Below are 22,148 nucleotides of genomic sequence, written 5' to 3' on the forward strand. Positions count from 1 at the left end.
TATTTATCGTGAAATAAGTAGTAAAATAAGTTCAATAGAACGTGGGGGGATTCATATTGTCGTTTTTTGTCGAATGATCAAAAATGATGACATGAGTGTAGAGATTGATTGGAGGACTATGAAATGTATGCAGAGGAATTGTTAAGCGCATTACCTTTGAAAAAAATAATTGGCGTACTGCCAGATCAAGTTAGTGATATCGTAGTGGATTCTAGAAGTGTGCAACCAAATAGCATGTTTGTTTGTATCAAAGGCTACACAGTGGATGGGCATGATTATGCACAAAAAGCTGTTGATGGTGGCGCAACAATTGTGGTAACGGAACGAAAATTACCATTAGGAGAGTCGATTGCACAAGTAATTGTAAAAGATACAGATCGCGCAGTAGGCTTACTTGCAGCAAAGTTCTTTGATTATCCTTCTAAGGATATTACGATGATTGGGGTAACTGGAACGAATGGTAAAACATCCGTCACAGGGATTATACAAAATATCATGCATGGGATGGGTGAAAAATCCGCCCTATCTGGTACAATTGGCTTTAATTTAAATGGTATTTTATATGAATCAGCCAATACTACGAGTGATGCGCTATCGACACAGCAAATGATTTTTCGAGCAAAAATGGAAGGCTGTCGGTTAATGACAATGGAGGTTTCATCACATGGGTTAGCACTTGGACGTTTAGCAGGTGTTGATTATGATGTTGCTATTTTTACAAATCTAACGCATGATCATCTTGATTTCCATGGTACGATGGAGGAATACGGCCATGCAAAAGGCTTATTATTCTCCCAACTTGGACAAGATTTAGAAAAGAATAAATTTGTTGTGTTAAATGCAGATGATGCCTGGTCAGAGCGGTATGCAGCGATGACACCATTTCCAGTGTGGACATATGGTTTAAAAAACGAAACGGCAGATTTCCGTGCCATTAATTGTGAATATCACGATTATATGACATCATTTGATGTGGAAATGCCAGAGGGAATTTATCGTGTGAAAATGAATTTACTTGGTGAATTCAATATTTACAATGTGTTGGCGGCAATGGTTGCATTTTATGCACGAGGTTATTCTATGGAATCTATTATTGAGCAAATTGAACAACTACCACCTGTCAAAGGACGTATGGAAAAAGTATGTTCAGATCTTCCAGTGCAAATGTTTATTGACTATGCTCATACACCAGACGCGATTGAAAAAGCGATTGAAGCAGCGCAGCCTTATAAAAAGGGCAAATTAATATTCTTAGTTGGAACAGGTGGTAATCGGGATAAATCAAAACGTCCTGCGATGGCTGAGAAAGCGTCAGCTGCGGAGTATGTTATTTTGACGACAGATGATCCACGCTATGAAGACTATGATAGTATTACAAGTGATCTTGCTAAAGGGATGCTTCATGATAATTATGCATGTATTGGCGATCGTGCAGAGGCTGTTCGTCATGCCATAGAAGTTGCAGAACCTGGAGACATGATTATTTTTGCTGGAAAAGGCCATGAGGATTATCAAATCATTGAGAATACAAAATTCCCACATAGTGATGCAGAAATTGCAATAGAAGCTGGCCGATTAAAATTCGTTTAATGAAAGAGAAAATCCTTGGAAACCCTTTTAGTTGTAACTAAAGGGTTTTCTTTTTGGAGATTTCATGTAAAAAGGTTGTACGAAAGGCAAGTCTTCTTTTATTATTATTAAGTATGAAAAAAGGAGAATGACGAGATGAATTCAAATTTAGAAAAAGATATACTATCGCGTCGTACTTTTGCCATCATCAGTCACCCTGATGCTGGGAAAACGACGATTACAGAAAAGCTTTTACTATTTGGTGGCGCCATTCGTGACGCAGGGACAGTAAAAGGGAAAAAAACAGGTAAGTTTGCAACATCTGACTGGATGGAAATTGAAAAGCAACGTGGGATTTCAGTTACCTCTTCAGTTATGCAATTTGATTATAACGGTTCACGAGTAAACATCTTAGACACACCTGGTCACCAAGATTTCTCTGAGGACACATATCGTACATTAATGGCTGTTGATAGTGCTGTCATGGTAGTAGATGCTGCCAAAGGGATCGAGGCACAAACATTAAAGCTATTTAAAGTTTGTAAAATGCGTGGTATTCCTATTTTTACATTTATTAACAAATTAGACCGTCAAGGGAAAGAGCCACTTGAGCTAATTGAAGAGCTTGAGGAAGTTCTTGGAATCCATGCCTATCCAATGAACTGGCCAATTGGTATGGGTAAAGAGTTCCTTGGTATTTATGATCGATACAATAAGCGCATAGAGCAATTCCGTACGGAAGAAGCTGAACGTTTCCTACCAATTGACGACAATGGAGAGCTTGCTGTGGAGCACCCGATGAAAGTAACTTCTTACTATTCGCAAGCAATGGACGATATTATGTTGCTTGATGAGGCTGGGAATCAATATTCAGAGGAAAAAATTCGTCGTGGGGAATTGACACCTGTTTTCTTTGGTTCAGCATTAACAAACTTTGGTGTGCAAACATTTTTAGAAACGTATTTACAATTTGCACCGACACCACAACCTAGAATTACGGAAGATGAGCAATTTATTGACCCTGTTGAACATGAAGAGTTTTCAGGTTTCATTTTCAAAATTCAAGCGAATATGAATCCTGCACACCGTGACCGTATTGCTTTTGTACGTATCGTTTCAGGGAAATTTGAACGTGGTATGAATATGACACTATCTCGTACAGGTAAATCATTTAAAGTAACACAATCTACACAATTCCTTGCAGATGACCGTGAGACTGTGGATGAAGCCGTTGCTGGTGATATTATCGGTTTATATGATACAGGAACATATCAAATTGGTGACACGGTTGTAGGTGGTAAGAAAACATTCCAATTTGAGAAATTACCACAATTTACACCAGAGTTATTTGTACGTGTCACAGCGAAAAACGTTATGAAGTCGAAGCAATTCCATAAAGGGATTTTACAACTGGTACAAGAGGGCGCCATTCAATATTATAAAACATTGCATACAGAGGAAGTTATTCTTGGAGCAGTTGGTCAATTACAATTCGAAGTATTTGAGCATCGCATGAAGAATGAATATAATGTTGAAGTGAAGATGGAGCCAATTGGTTCAAAAATTGCACGTTGGATTGAAAATGAAGAGGACGTGAAAGAGTCTATGTCTTCAGGTCGATCTATGCTAGTGAAAGACCGATTTGACAATCTTGTTTTCCTATTTGAAAATGAATTTGCTATGCGTTGGTTTGCAGATAAAAACGAAAACATTAAACTATATAGTCTTTTATAATAGTGAAACACGAGTCGACAATTTTGCGATTCGTGTTTTTTTGCAAGGGAAATTGACACTGTTTGTAGAATAAAACAGTATGAGGAAATATATTACACAAATTACTCGAAGGGAGCTTAGTCTATTTATAAAATAATCTCCTTTTCGGCTATCCTGAAAGGAAGAGGTAGAAAAAGGAGTTTGTTTATATGAATATTAGTCATTTTTCAATTAAAAGACCCGTCTTTACTATTGTTACAATGCTTCTTGTCATCTTACTAGGAGGCGTATCTTTATTAAAAATACCAATTACACTAATTCCAGAGTTAAATCCCCCTATTGGTGTTGTTGTCACTTCTTATCCTGGTGCAAGTTCAGCAGAGGTAAATGAGAAGATAACAAAGCCTTTAGAAGCTACACTTGCCACCTTACCAGGTATCAAAAAAATCCAATCAACCTCTCAAGAAGGTTCTAATTTAATTGTACTTGAGTTCAATTGGTCTACGAACCTGGAAGATGTCCAACTTGATATTCTTCAAAGAATAGATATGACACCACTGCCAAATGATGCAGGGAAGCCTAGCTTCTTAAAATTTGATCCATCACAATTCCCTATTATTCAACTATCATTGCGTGCTGAAAATAAAAATGTAGATGTGCGTTTGTTAGCGGAGGACTTAGAGCAAGAGCTTCGACGGACAGAGGGTGTTGCTAGTGTAAATGTTTCTGGCAAATTGATAGAGGAAATACAAATCATATTAGATGAAGCAAAGCTAGTAGAAAAAGGTCTAACACAAACAGACATTGTGCAAATAGTTCAAGCCAATAATGTTTCTCTTCCTGGTGATCCTGTCTCAACAGATGATGGCAAGATGTTAACAACACGTATTGTAAGTACATTATCTTCACCAGAAAGCATTGCTGATTTAATCGTTTCGGTAAACCCTTTAACAGGTGAAGCCATAACTGTTGGTGATCTTTCAACAGTGGAAAGAACAGAGCAACAATCTAGTACGACAACACGCGCAAATGAGTATCCAGCAGTCCTGATGTCTGTTTTGCAGGAATCTGGTGCAAATACCGCAGAAGTTTCGAAAGCGTTTCAGCAGACATTAGATGATTTATTAAAAAAAGAACAGTATGAGGGTATTACAGCAGATATATTAGTCGATCAAGGTAACTATGTAGATTTAGCTATTAGTAATATTGGTACTTCCTTAATTCTAGGTGGACTATTTGCGATGTTTATCCTATTTGTTTTTTTACGTAGTGTAAAAAGCCCGATTATTATTGGTATTGCCATCCCTTATTCGGTTATTGTGACATTTGTGTTGATGTTTTTTGCAGATTTTTCGCTCAATATTATGACGCTAGGTGCCCTGGCATTGGGAATTGGTATGCTTGTAGATAATGCCATAGTCGTGATTGAAAATATAGAAAGACATTTAGGCTTAGAAAAGGATCCGATTACTGCAGCTAAAGAAGGGACGAAGGAGGTAGCTCTTGCTATTACAGCTTCGACGTTAACAACAATAGCTGTATTTATTCCTGTTATGTTTATCGAAGGCTTGATAGGTCAAATTTTTACAGAATTTGCCTTAACCATTTCGTTCAGTTTAATAGCTTCGTTAGTCGTGGCCCTTACAGTTGTGCCAATGTTAGCAAGTCGACTTTTGAAAACGAAAAGTAGCAATTTTGATGTACAGCGCAGTAACTCGTTATTTTATAAGCGTTTCAAATCTTCGATTGTATGGGTATTACAGCACCGAATGTTAATCCTTGTTTTCACAGTAGTCTGTTTTGGTCTATCCTTTTTTGGGCTTACAAAAATAGGAACTGAATTTTTACCACCTACCGATGAAGGATTCACATCTATAAATATTAACCTTGAGAAGGGTGTCGCTGTCTCTGAAACAGAAAAAGTTGTTAAGCAAATTGAGGAACGTTTAAAGCAGGAAAAAGATGTGGAAGTTTATGTTAGTTTAATTGGCGGTACACAACAATCACAGGCACGTGGACAAGCCAGTCCTAATCAGGCCGAAATGTATGTGAAACTAGTGCCGTTAGAAGAAAGGCAACGTTCCATTTTTGAATTTGTTGAAGAGCTGGAGCAAGATTTACAGGGAGAGCTTGGGGAGCAAGCAGAGGTTACCTTTAATGTATCGACGGCAACAGGCTCTTCACCACATACGTTAACGTTCCGATTAACCGACTCGGACGAGCAAAGACTTCAGCAATCTGTTGATAAAGTGCTGCCAGCGCTACAAGCAATTCAAGAAGTAACAAATGTCACAACAGACTTAGATAATACTGTGGAAGAAATTGAAATTGAGGTTGATCGCGAAAGGGCAAAAGACTATGGTTTTGTACCCGCACAAATTGCTCAAAACGTCAATCAAATGACAAAAGGACAATTAACATCCCAACTAATTACAGAGGACGGTGCTGTGTTACCGGTTTATACAAGTTTTGGACAGACATTTAATAATAGTATAGATGCGCTCAAAACGATGCAACTTCGTTCCCCAGCAGGACTGTTTGTGAAATTAGAGGATGTAGCTACTATATCTATTCAGGAAGGTCCAGTATCCATTCGCCGTTCTGACCAGGCAGCAGCAGTAGCCTTTTTTGTTGACTATGAAACAAAGGAATCATTAGGGGGAATATCGGCAAAAGTAGATAAAGCATTAGAAGAAGTTAATTTACCACCTACTACGGAGATTGTTTTTAGTGGGGATCGTGAGCTTTATGATAGTGCAATTGATGACATGCTACTAGCAGTTATGTTAGCAATTGTCCTTGTATATATTGTTATGGCTGCTCAATTTGAGTCTTTTAAATATCCATTTGTTATTATGTTTTCAGTCCCATTAATGATTATAGGTGTCGCTATAGCTATGTTTTTAACACGAACTTTAATTGGTGTGACGTCTGTCATAGGCATCCTAGTGCTTGTAGGAATTGTCGTGAATAATGGTATTGTGCTGGTTGATTATATTAATCAACAAAAAGCGAAGGGTATATCAACTTATGAGGCTATTTTACAGGCTACTCAAGATCGTCTTCGTCCAATTTTAATGACAGCGTTAACGACTATTTTAGGGTTGTTACCACTTGCATTAGGTATAGGTGAAGGGACAGAAATGAACCAACCGATGGGGATAGCTGTAATTGGAGGACTTGTAACCTCTACTTTACTTACGTTGTATATTGTACCCATTATTTATAGTTTAGTGGATAAAGAAACAAGAAAGATGCGCTAGATATAGGGGGAATGAGATATGAAAGTTCACTTTTTTACTGGTTTTCCAGGTTTCATTTCGAGTCAGCTCATTCGAACATTATTCCAAGAGAAACAAACGCAGCAGGTGATTGCCATTGTGCTGGCTGGTGAAACCATTAAAGCACAGAAGGAAAAAAACAAAATAGTAGAAGCGTTTCCTGACTGTTCGATTCGTATTATAGAGGGCGATATTACGTTGCCGAATTTAGGTTTAGACGATCAAATAATCAAAGAGATTGTCCCACAAATCGAGGTATTTTGGCATTTAGCCGCTATTTATGATTTAGCGGTGCCGCGAGATATTGCATGGAAAGTGAATGTCCATGGAACAACAATGGTCAATGACTTTGTGCGCACCTTACCTAATTTAAAACGCTATATGTATTTTAGCACGGCCTATGTAGCAGGTACTCGAGAAGGAGTCTTACGTGAAAATGAACTTATTCGACCACAAGCATTTAAAAACTATTATGAGGAAACAAAATATGAGGCTGAGCTTCGAGTGGAAGATTTAAAATCAGAAATACCTCTGACGATTATTAGACCTGGGATTGTAAGGGGGCATTCTAAAACTGGTGAAACCATTAAATTTGATGGACCTTACTTCTTTTTGAATTTGGTGGAACGCTTGAAGGGTCTACCGTTGATTCCGTATATTGGTCAATCTACATCGACGATTAACGTTGTGCCAATCGATTATATTTTAAATGCCTCTATTTTTTTGGCAAACGAACAAGGTGCAGAAGGTAAGACTCTTCATTTAACAGATCCCAAACCTCATCCTGTGCAGGAAGTATACCGTACAATGGTGAAACTGATGACAAATTCTTATCCAAAAGGGCGTATACCATTTACTCTGGCAAAGCTATCATTACAGATTCCTTTTATTCGAAAAAAACTAGGTGTCGAACAAGAAACATTAGATTATCTAACATGGAATGCCACATTTGACACCTCTGAAGCACAGTATATTTTACAAAAAGGTGATATTACATGCCCGGATTTTATACAGACAATGCCAAGAATGATTGATTTTTATTTAGCCCATAATAAGGATGAGAGCTATCACATTCAAATTAAGTAAAAAATAATATAGATATTTTTGTCAGTAGTAAATGATAGTGCTATAATGATTGAAAGAAGATACCTTCGACATTTGTCAAAGGGGAGTAGCTAACAGGAAATTAATTTACCTGGTTTCACATTCGTCAAGACATGGTTTTTGCCATCGGATGTGATAGTGAATGGCTCTATACGTAATGACGTGTAGATTGATGTACCAAAAAGAAATAAGGTACGAATTTACTTAGCGAGACCTTTGCCTGAATAAAGGCAGGGGTTTTTTTCTTTTGTACTTTAGATGAAATGGTCGTTTTTGGTATATAGAGCTTAGAGGAGGCACTAGAATGGAAACAATTTTATTACAATATGGCTGGGTATTGATTGTCCTTGTTGTATTAGAAGGATTACTCGCGGCTGATAACGCGGTAGTGATGGCTGTTATGGTCAAGCATTTACCACAAGAACAGCAAAAAAAGGCACTATTTTATGGATTATTTGGAGCACTGATTTTCCGATTTTCAGCGCTTTTTGTAATAACAGTGTTGGTAAACTATTGGCAAATCCAAGCGGTAGGAGCTGCCTATTTACTATTTATGTCTGCGAAAAACATCTATGATTTGCGTAAACATAAAGACGATGATGATGAAGAATCTACTGAAAAATCTGGGAAAAAGGGTTCTGGATTCTGGTTAACGGTTCTGAAGGTTGAAGCGGCAGATATTGCATTTGCTATCGATTCAATGCTGGCAGCAGTTGCTATTGCCGTAACTTTACCGCATTTAGGAGAATTTGATATAGGTGGTATCAATGGAGGACAGTTTATTGTTATGCTCCTTGGTGGATTTATCGGCGTCATTATGATGCGTTTTGCAGCACAATGGTTTGTTAAAGTATTAAATGACTATCCTTCACTTGAAACAGCCGCATTTTTAATCGTGGGATGGGTAGGTGTGAAGCTGGTTGTTTTAACATTAGCCCATGAAAAAGTTGGAATACTACCTGAAGAGTTTCCACATTCCACTGCGTGGGAGTTAACATTCTGGGTTGTCTTGCTAGCCATTGCATTTGTTGGCTATCTAGTAGGAGTTCGTAATAAAAAGAATAATTAGGGTTTTAAATACAATAAAGACAAGCATGAGAAAAAGAATTCTCATGCTTGTTTTTATTATTAAAATTTATTAACCTCGATACTATTCCTCCCCCATTTGACCACTTACTCCTTATTTTTTCTCCTCTGATTTGGTTATTCAACAAATGAATAAAGGCTTTAGTATACAAATTAAACCTTTGTCGACAAACTAGGATGTTTAGGTGTAACTATTCCTCTTTCTTTTTTTATGTATTTTTTCTATACTATTATCTATCTAGTTGGGCATCATATGTGGAAGGGGTTGTTAAAGTGCCTTGGAAAAAATCATCAAATAAACTTGTCACACCATTTCAGGTACTTGTTTCTTATTACTTTATAGCCATAGCGATTTCCTTCCTGTTATTACGGCTTCCAGGCGTTCAGCAAGAAGGTGTAAAAGTTTCGTTTTTAGATAGTTTGTTTACCGCAGTGAGTGCAGTAAGTGTCACAGGTTTAACAACTATTAATATTTCAGAAACCTATACAACCTTTGGACTTGTGATGATTCTTGTTATTTTACAGTTAGGTGCCATCGGTATTATGTCACTCGGTACCTTTGTATGGCTGCTAGTAGGGAAAAAAATTGGAATGCGTGAACGTCAATTAATTATGATTGATCATAATCAGTACAGTGTGTCAGGTGTTGTTAAATTAATTCGTGAAATTTTGAAAATTTTATTTGGTATTGAAGTGGTAGGTACGGTTATTTTAACACTACACTTCACCAATTACTTTGATACATTGGAAGAAGCGTTCTTGCATGGTGTGTTTGCTTCAATTTCGGCAACAACTAATGGTGGGTTTGATATTACAGGAATGAGCTTATTGCCTTTCCATGATGATTATTTTGTTCAAATGGTTACGATGGTGCTTATTGTGTTAGGTGCTATCGGTTTCCCGGTATTAATCGAATTGAAGACGTTTTTGCTTAATCGACGTGCGAATTTTCGCTTCAGTCTGTTTACCAAAATTACGACATCAACATACGCGGTATTATTTGTTGTTGGTGCTCTTGTCATTTTACTCCTTGAATCATTCCATTCCTTTAAAGAAATGTCTTGGCACGAGGCTCTTTTTTCAGCGATGTTTCATTCAGTATCAACGCGCTCCGCTGGATTAACAACTTACGATGTCACGACATTCAGTGAGGCAACAGATATTTTTATGAGTTTTCTCATGTTCATTGGTTCTTCGCCAAGTTCTGTTGGTGGGGGTATTCGAACAACGACATTTGCCCTGGCCATTTTATTTTTAATAACCTTTGCAAGGGGAAGAGAAGATATTCAAGTATTTGGGCGGGAAATTCATTTAATAGACGTCTTTCGTTCATTCGTGGTAATCCTATTAGCATTTTTTATGGTGTTAATTGCAACGATCATTTTGCTCATTACAGAACCACAAGCGTCACTTATTCAAATTATTTTTGAAATTACTTCTGCGTTCGGAACATGTGGTATGTCGTTAGGAATCACTTCCGATTTATCTGTGATTGGAAAAATCATTATCATTATTTTAATGTTTATAGGCCGAGTAGGTTTAATTTCATTCCTTTATACACTTGGTGGTGGGGGACGAGGTAAAAAATCAAGCTTCCATTATCCAAAAGAACGAGTTATTATTGGCTAATTTTTTAGAAGTATACGATGCTAATGTGTCATCATTTCATCGTATACTTCATATAAAAAAGTAAATTCCTTAAATTGTCATATAATTTTCAAAAAATTTAAAATTATATTTCCCGAAAGTAAAATTTCCTTGTGGGTATTATTTACAAAGCTTTTAGAGTATGTCTTTAAGGCATTTGCCCTAAAGTTTTGAAGCTTAGCTATGAATACTTGACTAATTATCTATTGATTCAGGAAGTCCATAAATAAAGGTTTTAGAAAAGTTTAAGACAGAAAAAAAGCTAGTCCTGATCGTTAGTAAGGACTAGCATTTCGTATTATATAGAATGAATTGTTGCAAAATAAGGTGCTTGGCCGTGACGGAAATAGGTTAACAAATAGCCGTTTTTTTGTACAATTTTGCCATTCATAAAATCTTGGTAATCAAGAGCATGAGGGATAATTAGTGTATGCTTAAATAATTCCTTCTCAGACAGCTTAAAGCTTGCAAATTCCTCACCTGCGATAGTTGGATCTTCACGTAAGGCATGATAAAGGGCCTTTTGTTGTTCTTCAGTTGGGCGTTCATTCCACCATAGTTTACGTGGCTGGAACTGCTGAGCCATTAAATAATCAAGCTGCATTAAGCTTTTGACAATGTTTAAATTTACACCATCCACCGTTTCTAAAAACATTAATAAGCGTTGGAATAAATCCTCCAACTGATGACCAATACGGGACCAACCTTTTGTTTCCCAATAAGTTCCGAAGTTTTGGAAAAAGTCAAAAGGTGTGTCAAAGACCTCTGTAACTAAATATTCGATGGTATGATCCATACGGTGATCATTCCAGTATTTCTCAAGAACATCCTCTGCATGTTTAATGCGAACGATATCATCAAATGTTAGAACATTATTAGAGAAAATTTCATATGGAGATATATCTACATAGGTATAGCCAAACTTTTCAGCCTCTAATCGAAGTCCAGTACCACGTAGAAGCTTTAAAAATCCAAGCTGTAATTCCTCTGGACGCATAGCAAAAACGTCATTAAACGTCTGACGGAAGCTTGCATAATCTTCCTCTGGTAAACCAGCAATTAAATCTAAATGCTGATCTATTTTTCCGCCCTCTTTTACCATTGTCACCGTTCTTTTTAGTTTTTCAAAATTTTGGCGGCGTTTAACGAGTGTATTTGTTAAATCATTTGTAGATTGAACACCTATCTCAAAACGGAACAACCCTCTTGGTGCATTGTCATTTAAATATTGGATAACTTCAGGTCGCATGATATCGGCAGTAATCTCAAACTGGAATACAACACCAGGTTGATGTTCATCAATTAAAAATTGGAACATTTCCATTGCATAGCTACGGCTTATATTGAAGGTACGATCTACGAATTTAATTGTACGAGCACCATTATCCATTAAGAAACGAATATCTTCTTTAATTTTTTCCCGGTTAAAATAGCGAACGCCTACTTCAATAGAAGATAAACAAAATTGGCAACTAAACGGACATCCTCGACTTGTTTCGATGTACTGTATTCGTTTGCTAAGATGGGGAAGGTCCTCCTCGAAACGAAATGGGCTTGGCAATTCACGTAGATCAATTTTTGGCGGCTGTGCGTGAATCTTTACTTTTCCATCCTCTAAATAACAAATCCCAGGAACATCCTCCAACAGTATCTCCCCGTGGAAATATCGCAATAATTGTTTAAATGAAGTTTCGCCTTCACCCATAACAATAAAGTCTACTTCAGGTATACGGCGTAGCCAATGGTGAGAATCATAAGAAACTTCAGGTCCACCGAGCAAAATTTTAACATTTGGACAGACCGTTTTTAACATTTTAATCACGTGAATGGTTTCTTCGATATTCCAGATATAACAGCTAAATCCAACAATATCAGGTTTTTTTTGGAACAAATCTGATACAATATTAAAAGCAGGGTCTTTAATTGTATACTCTGCTATAATTGGATTAAACTCTGGTAAAGCTGCGCCTTTTAAATAGCGCAATGCTAAATTTGTGTGAATATACTTTGCGTTTAAAGTAGTTAAAATAGTATTCATTTAATAATCTTCCTTTCAACATCTTATTGTATCAGTCAAGTATCTGACATACAATATAATTCTTTTTACCTATTTATTTTGTGAACGGTTCGTGAAATAATTTAAAATACTTAAATTTACTAAATTTTGTAATAATAGAATCGTGCTGTCATAAAGTATAGTAAAGGCTCAAAATTCGATTTAGAGGTTTTTTACTCTTGTGAAAGGTTCGGTGAGAAAGTTGAAGCAAAATGATATTAATCAATGTTTTGGAAATCTTATGAAAAGTACTTCGTCACCAACACTTATACTGAATAAAGCAGGGAAAATTTTGAACGTCAATGAAGCTGCTATTAAGCTTTTTAATCTTAATTTAACGTATATTGGCTATTTAGCTATGGACGAGCAATCTAATTTTAAATGGACTAAATTCGTCAAACAATTACAAAATGATTTGCGCTCGGAAGAAATTTTCAATATCCGCACAGCTGGAAACGACTACGAAATGCTATCTTTTAAATGTTTTTATGATCCGAATACAGAGGAGATTGTTGCGCAAATTTCAACACTAAATGATGATGTTGCCCATAAATTATACGTTAGCCATGCGCATGAAAGATCAAATTCCTTCAATGCGTACGATTACTTACCTTATGCTGTTATTGTAAGTGATGCTAGCGGTATTATTCTTGGGCTTAATAAGTATGCGGAAATGTTTTTAAAAGTAGAGAGCACGCAGCTACTTCATAAAGCGCATCAACATATATTTGATTCATTTACCTTAAAAAAGGGACAAATCACTACGTACCTTTCAAAGCTGATGGGTGAAAAGCATGCAAGTATACATGTAGTAGATGAAACTCAAGTAAGTAGAACATGCTATTATGAAATTTCCAGTATTTTTGATGAATACAATAATATTATTGTCACAGTAATTAATGATGAAACAGAGAAAAAGCAACTTCAGCATAAAGTCGAGCATCAGCAAGCTTTAAATGTTGTCGGACAGATGGCAGCAAGTATTGCGCATGAAATCCGTAACCCATTAACTTCTTTAAAGGGGTTTACAGAATTATTAAAGTTAAATGCGGATGATGAATCACGTATGTATCTCTCTGTCATTGACAGTGAGCTTCAACGGATGGAACAAATTCTTTCTGAGCTTTTAGTATTGTCCAAGCCAACGACTATGAAAGTTGAATTATTAGAGCTGGATCATATTGTAAAGCAAGTCATTGAGTTTATGCTACCAGATGCACTCATGAAAAATATTATGATCCGATATATTTCAACTTCTAATCAAGTATATATTGGTGGCAATGAGAATCGCTTAAAGCAAGTACTTATGAATCTCATTAAAAATGCTATGGAATCCATGAATAATGGTGGCACGATTACTGTTGAAATGGCTACAAATGACGGAGCGATAGTCGATCTAATGATTAAAGATGAAGGTGTTGGCATGGACAGCACGACACTTCAAAACCTATTCCAGCCTTTTTACACGACTAAATCAACAGGGACAGGACTAGGCCTTGCTTTCGTGAAAAAGGTAATTGAAGAGCATGATGGCGTTATAGGCGTAAATAGCGAATTACAGAAGGGGACATGCTTCCATCTGCAGTTTCCGATTTATACGTTTAATCAAATGGATACAATGGAAGTATCCACAAAAGATTCTGCTTATTTAGTAACATAAAGAGAGTAAAAAAGGTTGCATGGTTCCTAACAAAACCTTCAAATCGGTTAATGCTTTTGACAAGGCTTTTCTAATATCGCTATAATGTCATGTATAAAGAGCGAAGTGAGAGGAAAAGAATATGACGTCAGAAGATGTAAAACAATCTTTAAAATTATATATTGTGTTATCACGTGCATTGAAAGCGGTCAACGAGACGACCCATCAATTATTTCAGGAAAATGGTTTAAACCCAACAGAATTTGCTGTTCTAGAGCTTCTATACCATAAAGGGAGACAGCCATTACAGCAAATTGGCAATAAAATTTTACTTGCCAGTGGGTCTATTACGTATGTCATTGATAAGCTTGAAAAGAGAGGCTATTTATTACGTGTTTCTTGTCCTTCAGATCGTCGTGTTACCTATGCTGAAATCACTGAGGAAGGTGAAGCATTTATGGGGGAGTTATTCCCGAAACACGAGCAGCATTTGCATGAAATAATGAGTGTTCTATCACCACAAGAAAAAGAACAAGCTATAACATTATTAAAGAAAATTGGCCTTTCTATTAAGGATTTATCTTATTAAAAAAGTTGTCTCATTCATTTGAGACAACTTTTTTGGAATTAAAACAAGGACTTTCGACATTGGCATGTCGAAAGTCCTTGTGTTTTTATTATTATTATTTTTTAGAGATAGTTGCTGCCATGTTAAGCATAGCATCTGTTAAATCTTGTTCATCATTATCATGAATTGTTAATTTTGTAATAAGGCCATCTTTTTCAAAAACAACCCCAATAACTTTTTCTGTGTCAAAGTCCACAACATAACCTTCGATATTTTGAACATCTTTAAATGCTGTTAATTCATCAGCAGGTAAAGCTACTGTTTCGCCGACAGCATTCATATAATCTTGCATAGTCGTTTTAACTTCATCAAAGCTTGATTGTGAAGCTTCGATTGTTTCAATACGCATAAACACTTCGTCATCAGCGTTGGACACTAACATGTCTTTACCTGGCTCTTCTTGTGTTAGTGTGAATCCTGGAAGCTGTTGTAGTTTATAGCTTTGATCTACACTTTCAGACGCAGTTGCCTTTTCAGTTTTCTCTTCACCTTTTTGTACGTATTTTACATCTTGTTGAGGCTGTTTAGTTGCATCCTCTGTATTTGTATCATTTGATGCAGGTGTATCTTCTTCCTCTTGTGATTCGCCTGCTGTTTCATCTCCAGATGGTTTTTGATCGGCAGCAGTATTTGATGGCTCATTTTGTTGAGCATCTGAATCCTCTGTTTTATCAGAGGTGTTGCACCCTACAACTAATACGGCTGTTAGTAATAATGCAAGAATTGAAAATAATTTTTTTTGCATAAAAAACCCTCCTTTTCTAAATTAAACGTTAGTAAAGATAAAATGTTTCCAAATTTTAATGTTATGATGTTAAAGGCAACACTAAAAATAATAATAGTACAAAAACGACATGAGCTACAATAACAAGTGGCATGCTTTTACGCCATTCATATAAAAAGCCCCAAATAATACTTGTTACAAGTGCAGCAATAACGCCGAGAATAAAACCACTTAGCGCAATTGAAATCGCACATAATAGAGAGGTCACTATAATAGCCAATGTTGGACGCATAAAGCGTTTTAACTGCTGTTGGATATAACCACGCCAAAATAGCTCTTCACCGATGGCAATGATAAATACTAGTAAAACATAGTGCCAAATATTCTGTGGTCCATAGTTTGTTAAAAATTTTTGAACGGATTGTACTAAACTATTATTAATATATGGAGCAAGCCAGTAACCGAAGCGAATAACACCATATGTGATGGTACCATATCCAATACCAAAGAGTAAAAATTGCCATGTTGGTAATTGATCTTCAATTGAGCCAGCTAAAATGGCAATGGCAATACATACTAATAAAGTAAATGCGTACATGTACCAAAATACTGCTTGGTTAGCAAAGGTAAAAGCAAGCATACCATAAACGAATAATAAAGAAAGGAGAAATAGTATTGTTTGTTTCGAATTAGTTAGCATATTCGACCTCCATACTTTAATTTTATCAAAAAAAAAGCCCCATATCATCTATAAAGACAAATAGGGACTATTCAGACTATTAAGCTTCATTAGTATATAAAATTTTATAGCGTTTATGATTGACGACCGTTTTCTCTTCGATTTCAAGGGAATCAAAATTCTCCATATATGTTAAGTTAACGATTACCGAATTTTCATTTACTTTTTCGACAATTCCTTGGAGACCATTTTTAAACTCGATAATATTTCCAACTTCAGCTATTTTCACAGACAGTCAGCTCCTTCATCGACTAATAATATACAGTTTGCACGAAAAATTGGTAAACGTAAAGCTTTTTTTAAATAATTCATAATTTATTACACAAAATATGATAATGAAAGGAATAAAACAAATGGAAAAATACGAAAATATGCTTAAACAATTACAAAACGGGGAAATAAAAAGTATTGAAATTCAAAAGGAAGAATTTTACGAATTTCGGGAAATACTAGTAAAGCATCCTTTATTTAAACACTATAGGGGTGAGGCCAAACAAAATGGACGAATTATATATACTTATACTGAAATCCCAAGAAGTTAATTTGTCGAACATTGTCGTAAGTTAATGCTGTAAGAAATGAAATATAAATGTATAATAATGGTATGATTATTTGTGTGTGGAGGGTTGTATGAATGGTCAATCTACTCTTGAAACAAATGGAACAAACTCGTGAGATGATGATTCGCTCAGGTGTAGAAAACGGGTTACAAAATGCAAAAACCATTCAACTGAGTCGCAGATTAGATCAGTTAATGAATACTTATTATAGACAGATGGCATTTGATGAAGAAAAAGACCAAGAAGACTAAAAGATTGTTCCAGTATTCAGAGTAAAAACATTTTAAAATATATGTTTAAAATGCATTTCAATGGGGAATAACTTACTATGAACACAGCAACATTCTCATTTCCCCCTTTAGAGCAGTGATCCCCCAATCACTTGCTCTTTTTTTTGCTTATTCGGTATATATGCCATACATATAAAATTTAGTACAAATAGTAGGAAGAGTTTGAATTATTTTATTCATTCACCTAAACTTAAAATATAGGTTAGGACTCTTAAAGAGTGCTTAGACAATTTATAACAAAGGAGCACGTACATATGACAAAAAAACGTATTGCATTTATTGGAACAGGTGTAATGGGCGCTAGTATAGTTAAACATTTATTAAAAAATGGTCATGATGTAACAGTGTATACCCGTACAAGAGAAAAAGCAGAGCCATTGGTGTCATTGGGGGCGTCATGGGCAAGTTCGCCAGCAGAGGCATTTAGAAATCAGGAGGTTGCTTTTACGATGGTTGGATATCCTTCAGATGTGGAGGAAGTATACTTTGGGCGAAATGGCCTTTTCCAAACTGCACATCAAGGCAATATAATCATAGATATGACGACTTCAGAGCCATCCTTGGCTAAGAAAATTTATGAGCATTCCAAATCAATCGGTGTCGAAGCTTTAGATGCCCCTGTTTCAGGCGGAGATATTGGTGCACAAAATGGCACGTTATCCATCATGGTTGGTGGTGATCGAGATGCATTTGATAAGGTATTGCCAATAATGAAGCATTTCGGGGAAAACATTGTTTATCAAGGTGAAGCGGGCGCTGGACAGCATACAAAAATGTGCAATCAAATTGTCATTGCTTCTGGGATGATTGGAGTTTGTGAATCGCTAGCGTATGGTTTAAAGGCAGGATTAGATTTACCGACTGTATTACAATCAATATCGTCAGGTGCAGCTGGCTCATGGTCTTTAAGTAACCTAGCACCTCGTATGATGAAAGAAGATTTTGCTCCAGGCTTTTATATTAAACATTTTGTAAAAGATATGAAGATTGCTTTGGATGAATCGAAGAAAATGGGTATCACTTTACCAGGGTTAGCACTAGCCTATGAGATGTATGAGAAATTGGTTGAAGAAGGCTATGGTGATAATGGTACACAGGCCCTTTTAAAGTTTTATAAATAGATAGCAACAGGATAATTGTAAGCCTGAAGTCTCTTCATGTAGAAAAAGACTTCAGGTTTTTTGCTTTACTCTTTTCCAAAAAGTAAAGCATCTAAGGAGAGGCTAGACGCCCCTGCAAAAGCAAAGAATAATGCCATAGCACCTAATGCAAGGTCTAACTCATAACCAGCCAATCCATTAGCTCCGATAAAGCCGATGCTAAGTTTGGCAGTAAAGATAGCTACAATCATAGTAATTGTTAGTAAAGCCCCAAAAATTCTTGTTGCTAATCCTAAGATAATGGAAATTCCCCCAACTAATTCAATAATTGCAACGATGTATGCCATAAATCCTGGTATACCTAAACTGTCAAAGAAGTCAGCAGTATAGCTGATTCCACCCTGGAACTTTTGAAAACCGTGTACTGCAAAAATAATGCCGAGAACGACACGTAAAATAGTTGAACCAATATTTTGCATAATTAGTAACTCCTTTTCTATAACTTACATTTCGTAACTTAGTTTATTTTTAAAAACAAGTTTTGTCAAGTAACCTAATGTATTTTTAGAACTGAAAATTTTTAAAAAGTGATATACTGTTAAATAGGAACTAATGACAATGGAGGCTAGTAAATTGGATCAAAAAAATATTTGTCCACGATTTGAAAAAGCACTCATGATCTTAAATCATCGTTGGAATACCTTGCTGATTTATCAGCTATTAGATGGTCCACAACGATACTCAACCATTAAAAATCAGTTAAATATTAGTAGTCGTGTATTGACAGAGCGATTAAAGGAATTAGAAATGGAGCAAATCGTATTACGTACGGTCATACCCTCTACACCAGTAGTCATTGAGTATGAGCTTACGGAAAAAGGATATGCCATTGCACCAGTGCTAAAAGCAATTGAACAATGGTCCTCTGAATGGGTAACAGTTAACGAAGAGTGATAAAAAAGATATTCAAGCGAGGGGGCTTGAATATCTTTTCATGTTGTTAAAGAAAGAGAATGTCAATAGTAGAATAAAACGTTTGGCAAGGTGTGAGATTGATTTCCTTTCCGCCAGCGTCCTTTCCAGGGGCGTCCGATGAGCCGCTTCACTCACTACGTTCGCTCCAGGGTCTTATCTGTGACGCTAATCCCCTAGGAGTGACACGGGCTCCTCTCCAATCAACCATGCTGCAAATAATGTCTTTTCTTTGTATTACACACAAGCAATAGTAAACAAAGAGCCCATTCTTTCCATCTTTTGTGAAAGAATAGGCTCTTATTTTATATGTAGAGAATGGATTAGTCACAACATTCATTAACAAAATGAAAAGTGAACATTTATTAGTGAAACCTTTGCTAAAAGATAAAAGTTTTGAGGATTAAAGTAGAAGAATACTTAATCTCATAGGATAGCAGATAGGCGTGACCCTGTTTGAAATGTTAGCGTAACTGTTTTAGCTACTAAAGCGTAGCGACAATAGGAAACAAGTAGTAAGGAACGGAAAGCTTTTTTCACCTTTCTCAAAAATTCGATTACTTGTTTCGTTTTTCTTGACATGAATGGTGTTGGGTATTCATTTATCGTTTATTTAATAGTTATGTTTCAGTAAAATTACTGATATATTGTAAATAATATTAATTTTCTTTAAAGAAAGATATTTTTTATTACAGAGGAAAATTAATGGATTATTATAAGAGTGAGAGGAGGGTTTTATGAAGAAGGGTTCAGCAATAGACATACAACATCGAAGTCAGTTAGCCATTTATTTATCATTGCCGATACTTTCATGGGCATTTTATGATTTTGCGAATACTATCTTTTCTTCAAATATAAATACAATATTTTTCCCATTTTACATGGATGAGGTTTTAGGGACGAACGAAGTCATGCAACAGGTGGCAAGTACCTTTATATCCTATGCAAATGCTATTGCAAGTTTGTTACTTGTGATTTTTTCACCGCTTTTTGGTGTATGGATTGATAACACAGGTTATAAAAAGAAGTTTATTGTATGGTTTGCATCCATTTCTATTCTTTTTACATTTATGATGGGGATATTTGCGAATGTGCAGACAACAACGAATTACTCTGGTGTACCTCTTAGTTTATTTTTAGTTGTGGCAAGCTTTGTTATTGCTAAATTTTTCTTTAATTCAAGTCTGGTATTCTATGATTCCATGATGGGAGATCTAGGAACAAAAGAGGAAATGCCACTAATTTCAGGTTTTGGTGTTGCCATTGGCTATTTGGGTACACTTTTTGGATTACTCGTTTATTTATATGTTGGTAATAGCGATTTCCATCGAGCATTTATTCCAACGGCTATTTTGTATTTATTATTTTCATTGCCATTATTTTTTATTAATAAAGATACACCGATTCCGAAATCACAGCGAAAATCTTTAAAATTTTTAGATGGTTATAAAGAAATCCTTCAAACATTTAAGGATATGAAACAATATAAAGCGATCTTTACTTTTATGATTGCTTATTTCTTTTTAAATGATGCCATTGCTACGACGATTGCTATGATGGCGGTTTATGCTACAGCGATTGTCGGCTTTAGCTCTGGTCAATTTATCGTTCTTTATTTGGTCTCTACTGTATCAACAATCATTGGCTCACTTGCATTTGGCTATATCACAAAGTCCATAGGGGCAAAGCGTGCCATAACGATCGTTGCGCTTATTATGATTATCGCTTTGGTGTTCGCAGTTTTTGCCACAGCACAATGGATGTTCTGGCTTGCAGGTAGTCTATTTGGTATATCCCTTGGATCAATGTGGGTGACATCTAGGACCTATATTATTGAATTATCACCAAACGAAAAACGTGGGCAGTTTTTTGGCTTGTTTGCATTTTCGGGTAAAGTATCCTCCATTATTGGACCGGCAGTATACGGAACGGTTACATTATGGATGAAGGATTATGGTACGCTTGCTAGTCGTGTCGCATTATCGACATTGATTGTTATGACAGTCATTGGCTTATTGGTACATCTAAAAGTTAATGATAAAAATGGAAATAGCAAGTAGGAGAAATGTATTGCCTATGATACAATTGAATTATAAATAGATGTAGAGAAAGGAGCGGGGTTGCATTGGAACATAAAGGAATATTATTAGAAAGTGGCACAAATGAGCTAGAGATCGTTGAATTTGAAGTAGCGAACAATAAATTTGGTATTAATGTTATTAAAGTAAAAGAAATTATTCAACCGATACCAGTAACATTTATTCCACACGCGCACCCGCATGTAGAAGGAATTATTCAATTACGAGGTGAAGTATTACCAGTTGTAGATATGCTGCGAGTATTAGGAATTCAAGGTGCAGAGCGTAATCCACAACAAAAATATATAGTGGCAGAATTTAATAAACAACGTGTCGTTTTCCATGTGGATAATGTGACACAAATCCATCGTATATCGTGGGACCAAATTGAAAAGCCTTCAGATATGTATCAAGGTGGAACATCACAAGTAATTGGTGTGATTAAACAAAATGAACAAATGATTCTATTACTGGATTTCGAACGAATTATGGTGGATATCAATCCTGAATCGGGAATCAGTGTGGAATCTGTTAAAAAGCTTGGTAAACGTGAACGTTCTGAAAAACGTATTTTAATTGCAGAAGATTCACCATTATTACGCAAATTATTATTTGACACGATGAGTGAAGCTGGTTATGACAATGTTGAATTCTTTGAAAATGGCCGAGATGCATATGATTACTTAGAGGGAATTGCTAAGAGTGGTAGTGATATTGCAGAGCATATTCAATTAGTGGTAACTGATATTGAGATGCCGCAAATGGATGGACATCATTTGACACGAAAAATCAAAGAGCATCCGGATCTTCAAAAGCTTCCTGTCATTATTTTCTCCAGTCTCATTACAGACGATCTTCGTCATAAAGGTGATCAGGTAGGAGCAGAGGATCAAATTAGTAAGCCAGAAATTGCAGAGCTCATTTTACGTGTTGACCAGCTTATTCTGTAGTAATTGTGGCTT

At 36.0% G+C, this 22,148-nt stretch carries 19 protein-coding genes; 14 read left to right on the plus strand and 5 right to left on the minus strand.

All coding sequences use genetic code 11. From position 1 onward, the window contains the following. Positions 1 to 123 precede the first annotated feature (123 nt). The 6 genes from MKY49_RS03630 (at position 124) to MKY49_RS03655 (ending at position 10,382) form a co-directional block, all read left to right on the plus strand. On the plus strand, positions 124 to 1,590 hold the full coding sequence (locus tag MKY49_RS03630) for a UDP-N-acetylmuramoyl-L-alanyl-D-glutamate--2,6-diaminopimelate ligase (RefSeq protein WP_341385641.1): 1,467 nt from the start codon (positions 124 to 126) through the stop codon (positions 1,588 to 1,590). Positions 1,591 to 1,725: 135 nt separating this feature from the next. After that, complete coding sequence (locus tag MKY49_RS03635) at positions 1,726 to 3,303, plus strand: peptide chain release factor 3 (RefSeq protein ID WP_312504803.1); 1,578 nt, start codon at positions 1,726 to 1,728, stop codon at positions 3,301 to 3,303. A gap of 188 nt (positions 3,304 to 3,491) precedes the next feature. Continuing rightward, a complete protein-coding gene (locus MKY49_RS03640; protein WP_341385642.1) occupies positions 3,492 to 6,545 on the plus strand; it encodes an efflux RND transporter permease subunit in 3,054 nt (1,017 codons plus the stop codon). 18 nt (positions 6,546 to 6,563) lie between these two features. Next, positions 6,564 to 7,649 carry an SDR family oxidoreductase gene (locus MKY49_RS03645; protein WP_274795732.1) on the plus strand — a complete coding sequence of 362 codons (1,086 nt, stop codon included), beginning with the start codon at positions 6,564 to 6,566 and terminating at the stop codon, positions 7,647 to 7,649. 322 nt (positions 7,650 to 7,971) lie between these two features. Next, positions 7,972 to 8,736, plus strand: coding sequence for a TerC family protein (locus MKY49_RS03650; RefSeq protein WP_274795733.1), 765 nt, complete (start codon positions 7,972 to 7,974; stop codon positions 8,734 to 8,736). Between the two features lie 290 nt (positions 8,737 to 9,026). Next, a complete protein-coding gene (locus MKY49_RS03655; protein ID WP_274795735.1) occupies positions 9,027 to 10,382 on the plus strand; it encodes a TrkH family potassium uptake protein in 1,356 nt (451 codons plus the stop codon). 316 nt (positions 10,383 to 10,698) lie between these two features. On the opposite strand, the gene MKY49_RS03660 is transcribed toward MKY49_RS03655, so the two are convergent. Further along, on the minus strand, positions 10,699 to 12,438 hold the full coding sequence (locus MKY49_RS03660) for a B12-binding domain-containing radical SAM protein (RefSeq protein ID WP_341385643.1): 1,740 nt from the start codon (positions 12,436 to 12,438) through the stop codon (positions 10,699 to 10,701). Positions 12,439 to 12,748: 310 nt separating this feature from the next. On the opposite strand from MKY49_RS03660, the gene MKY49_RS03665 reads away from it, so the two are divergent. Further along, complete coding sequence (locus MKY49_RS03665; RefSeq protein WP_341385644.1) at positions 12,749 to 14,116, plus strand: ATP-binding protein; 1,368 nt, start codon at positions 12,749 to 12,751, stop codon at positions 14,114 to 14,116. A 121-nt stretch (positions 14,117 to 14,237) separates the two neighbouring features. After that, positions 14,238 to 14,684 carry a MarR family winged helix-turn-helix transcriptional regulator gene (locus MKY49_RS03670; protein ID WP_274795738.1) on the plus strand — a complete coding sequence of 149 codons (447 nt, stop codon included), beginning with the start codon at positions 14,238 to 14,240 and terminating at the stop codon, positions 14,682 to 14,684. A 94-nt stretch (positions 14,685 to 14,778) separates the two neighbouring features. Here the strand turns inward: MKY49_RS03670 and MKY49_RS03675 are convergent, their stop codons facing one another. The 3 genes from MKY49_RS03675 to MKY49_RS03685 form a co-directional block, all read right to left on the minus strand. Continuing rightward, positions 14,779 to 15,468, minus strand: coding sequence for a hypothetical protein (locus MKY49_RS03675; RefSeq protein WP_274795739.1), 690 nt, complete (start codon positions 15,466 to 15,468; stop codon positions 14,779 to 14,781). Positions 15,469 to 15,529: 61 nt separating this feature from the next. Next, positions 15,530 to 16,147: a CPBP family intramembrane glutamic endopeptidase gene (locus MKY49_RS03680; protein ID WP_274795740.1), complete on the minus strand. Its 618-nt coding sequence runs from the start codon at positions 16,145 to 16,147 to the stop codon at positions 15,530 to 15,532. A 79-nt stretch (positions 16,148 to 16,226) separates the two neighbouring features. Then, entirely contained in the window at positions 16,227 to 16,415 is a 189-nt protein-coding gene (locus MKY49_RS03685; RefSeq protein WP_004224583.1) for a YkvS family protein, read from the minus strand. 124 nt (positions 16,416 to 16,539) lie between these two features. Between MKY49_RS03685 and MKY49_RS03690 the strand changes: the two genes are divergently transcribed. From MKY49_RS03690 to MKY49_RS03700, 3 genes are all read left to right on the plus strand, one after another. Continuing rightward, positions 16,540 to 16,728 carry a hypothetical protein gene (locus tag MKY49_RS03690; protein WP_274795741.1) on the plus strand — a complete coding sequence of 63 codons (189 nt, stop codon included), beginning with the start codon at positions 16,540 to 16,542 and terminating at the stop codon, positions 16,726 to 16,728. A 92-nt stretch (positions 16,729 to 16,820) separates the two neighbouring features. After that, positions 16,821 to 16,997: an aspartyl-phosphate phosphatase Spo0E family protein gene (locus MKY49_RS03695; protein WP_274795742.1), complete on the plus strand. Its 177-nt coding sequence runs from the start codon at positions 16,821 to 16,823 to the stop codon at positions 16,995 to 16,997. A gap of 293 nt (positions 16,998 to 17,290) precedes the next feature. Beyond that, complete coding sequence (locus MKY49_RS03700) at positions 17,291 to 18,157, plus strand: NAD(P)-dependent oxidoreductase (protein WP_341385645.1); 867 nt, start codon at positions 17,291 to 17,293, stop codon at positions 18,155 to 18,157. Between the two features lie 65 nt (positions 18,158 to 18,222). On the opposite strand, the gene MKY49_RS03705 is transcribed toward MKY49_RS03700, so the two are convergent. Next, the gene (locus MKY49_RS03705; protein ID WP_274795744.1) at positions 18,223 to 18,615 is read right to left on the minus strand and encodes a DoxX family protein; all 393 of its coding nucleotides are present in this window, start codon (positions 18,613 to 18,615) and stop codon (positions 18,223 to 18,225) included. Positions 18,616 to 18,769: 154 nt separating this feature from the next. Between MKY49_RS03705 and MKY49_RS03710 the strand changes: the two genes are divergently transcribed. The 3 genes from MKY49_RS03710 (at position 18,770) to MKY49_RS03720 (ending at position 22,136) form a co-directional block, all read left to right on the plus strand. Beyond that, positions 18,770 to 19,090, plus strand: coding sequence for a winged helix-turn-helix transcriptional regulator (locus tag MKY49_RS03710; protein ID WP_274795745.1), 321 nt, complete (start codon positions 18,770 to 18,772; stop codon positions 19,088 to 19,090). Positions 19,091 to 19,845: 755 nt separating this feature from the next. Beyond that, entirely contained in the window at positions 19,846 to 21,168 is a 1,323-nt protein-coding gene (locus MKY49_RS03715; protein WP_322604706.1) for an MFS transporter, read from the plus strand. A gap of 65 nt (positions 21,169 to 21,233) precedes the next feature. Further along, entirely contained in the window at positions 21,234 to 22,136 is a 903-nt protein-coding gene (locus MKY49_RS03720; RefSeq protein WP_274795747.1) for a chemotaxis protein, read from the plus strand. Positions 22,137 to 22,148: the final 12 nt, after the last annotated feature.

The organism is Lysinibacillus sp. FSL M8-0134 (genome assembly GCF_038069745.1).
GTDB lineage: Bacteria > Bacillota > Bacilli > Bacillales_A > Planococcaceae > Lysinibacillus > Lysinibacillus irui.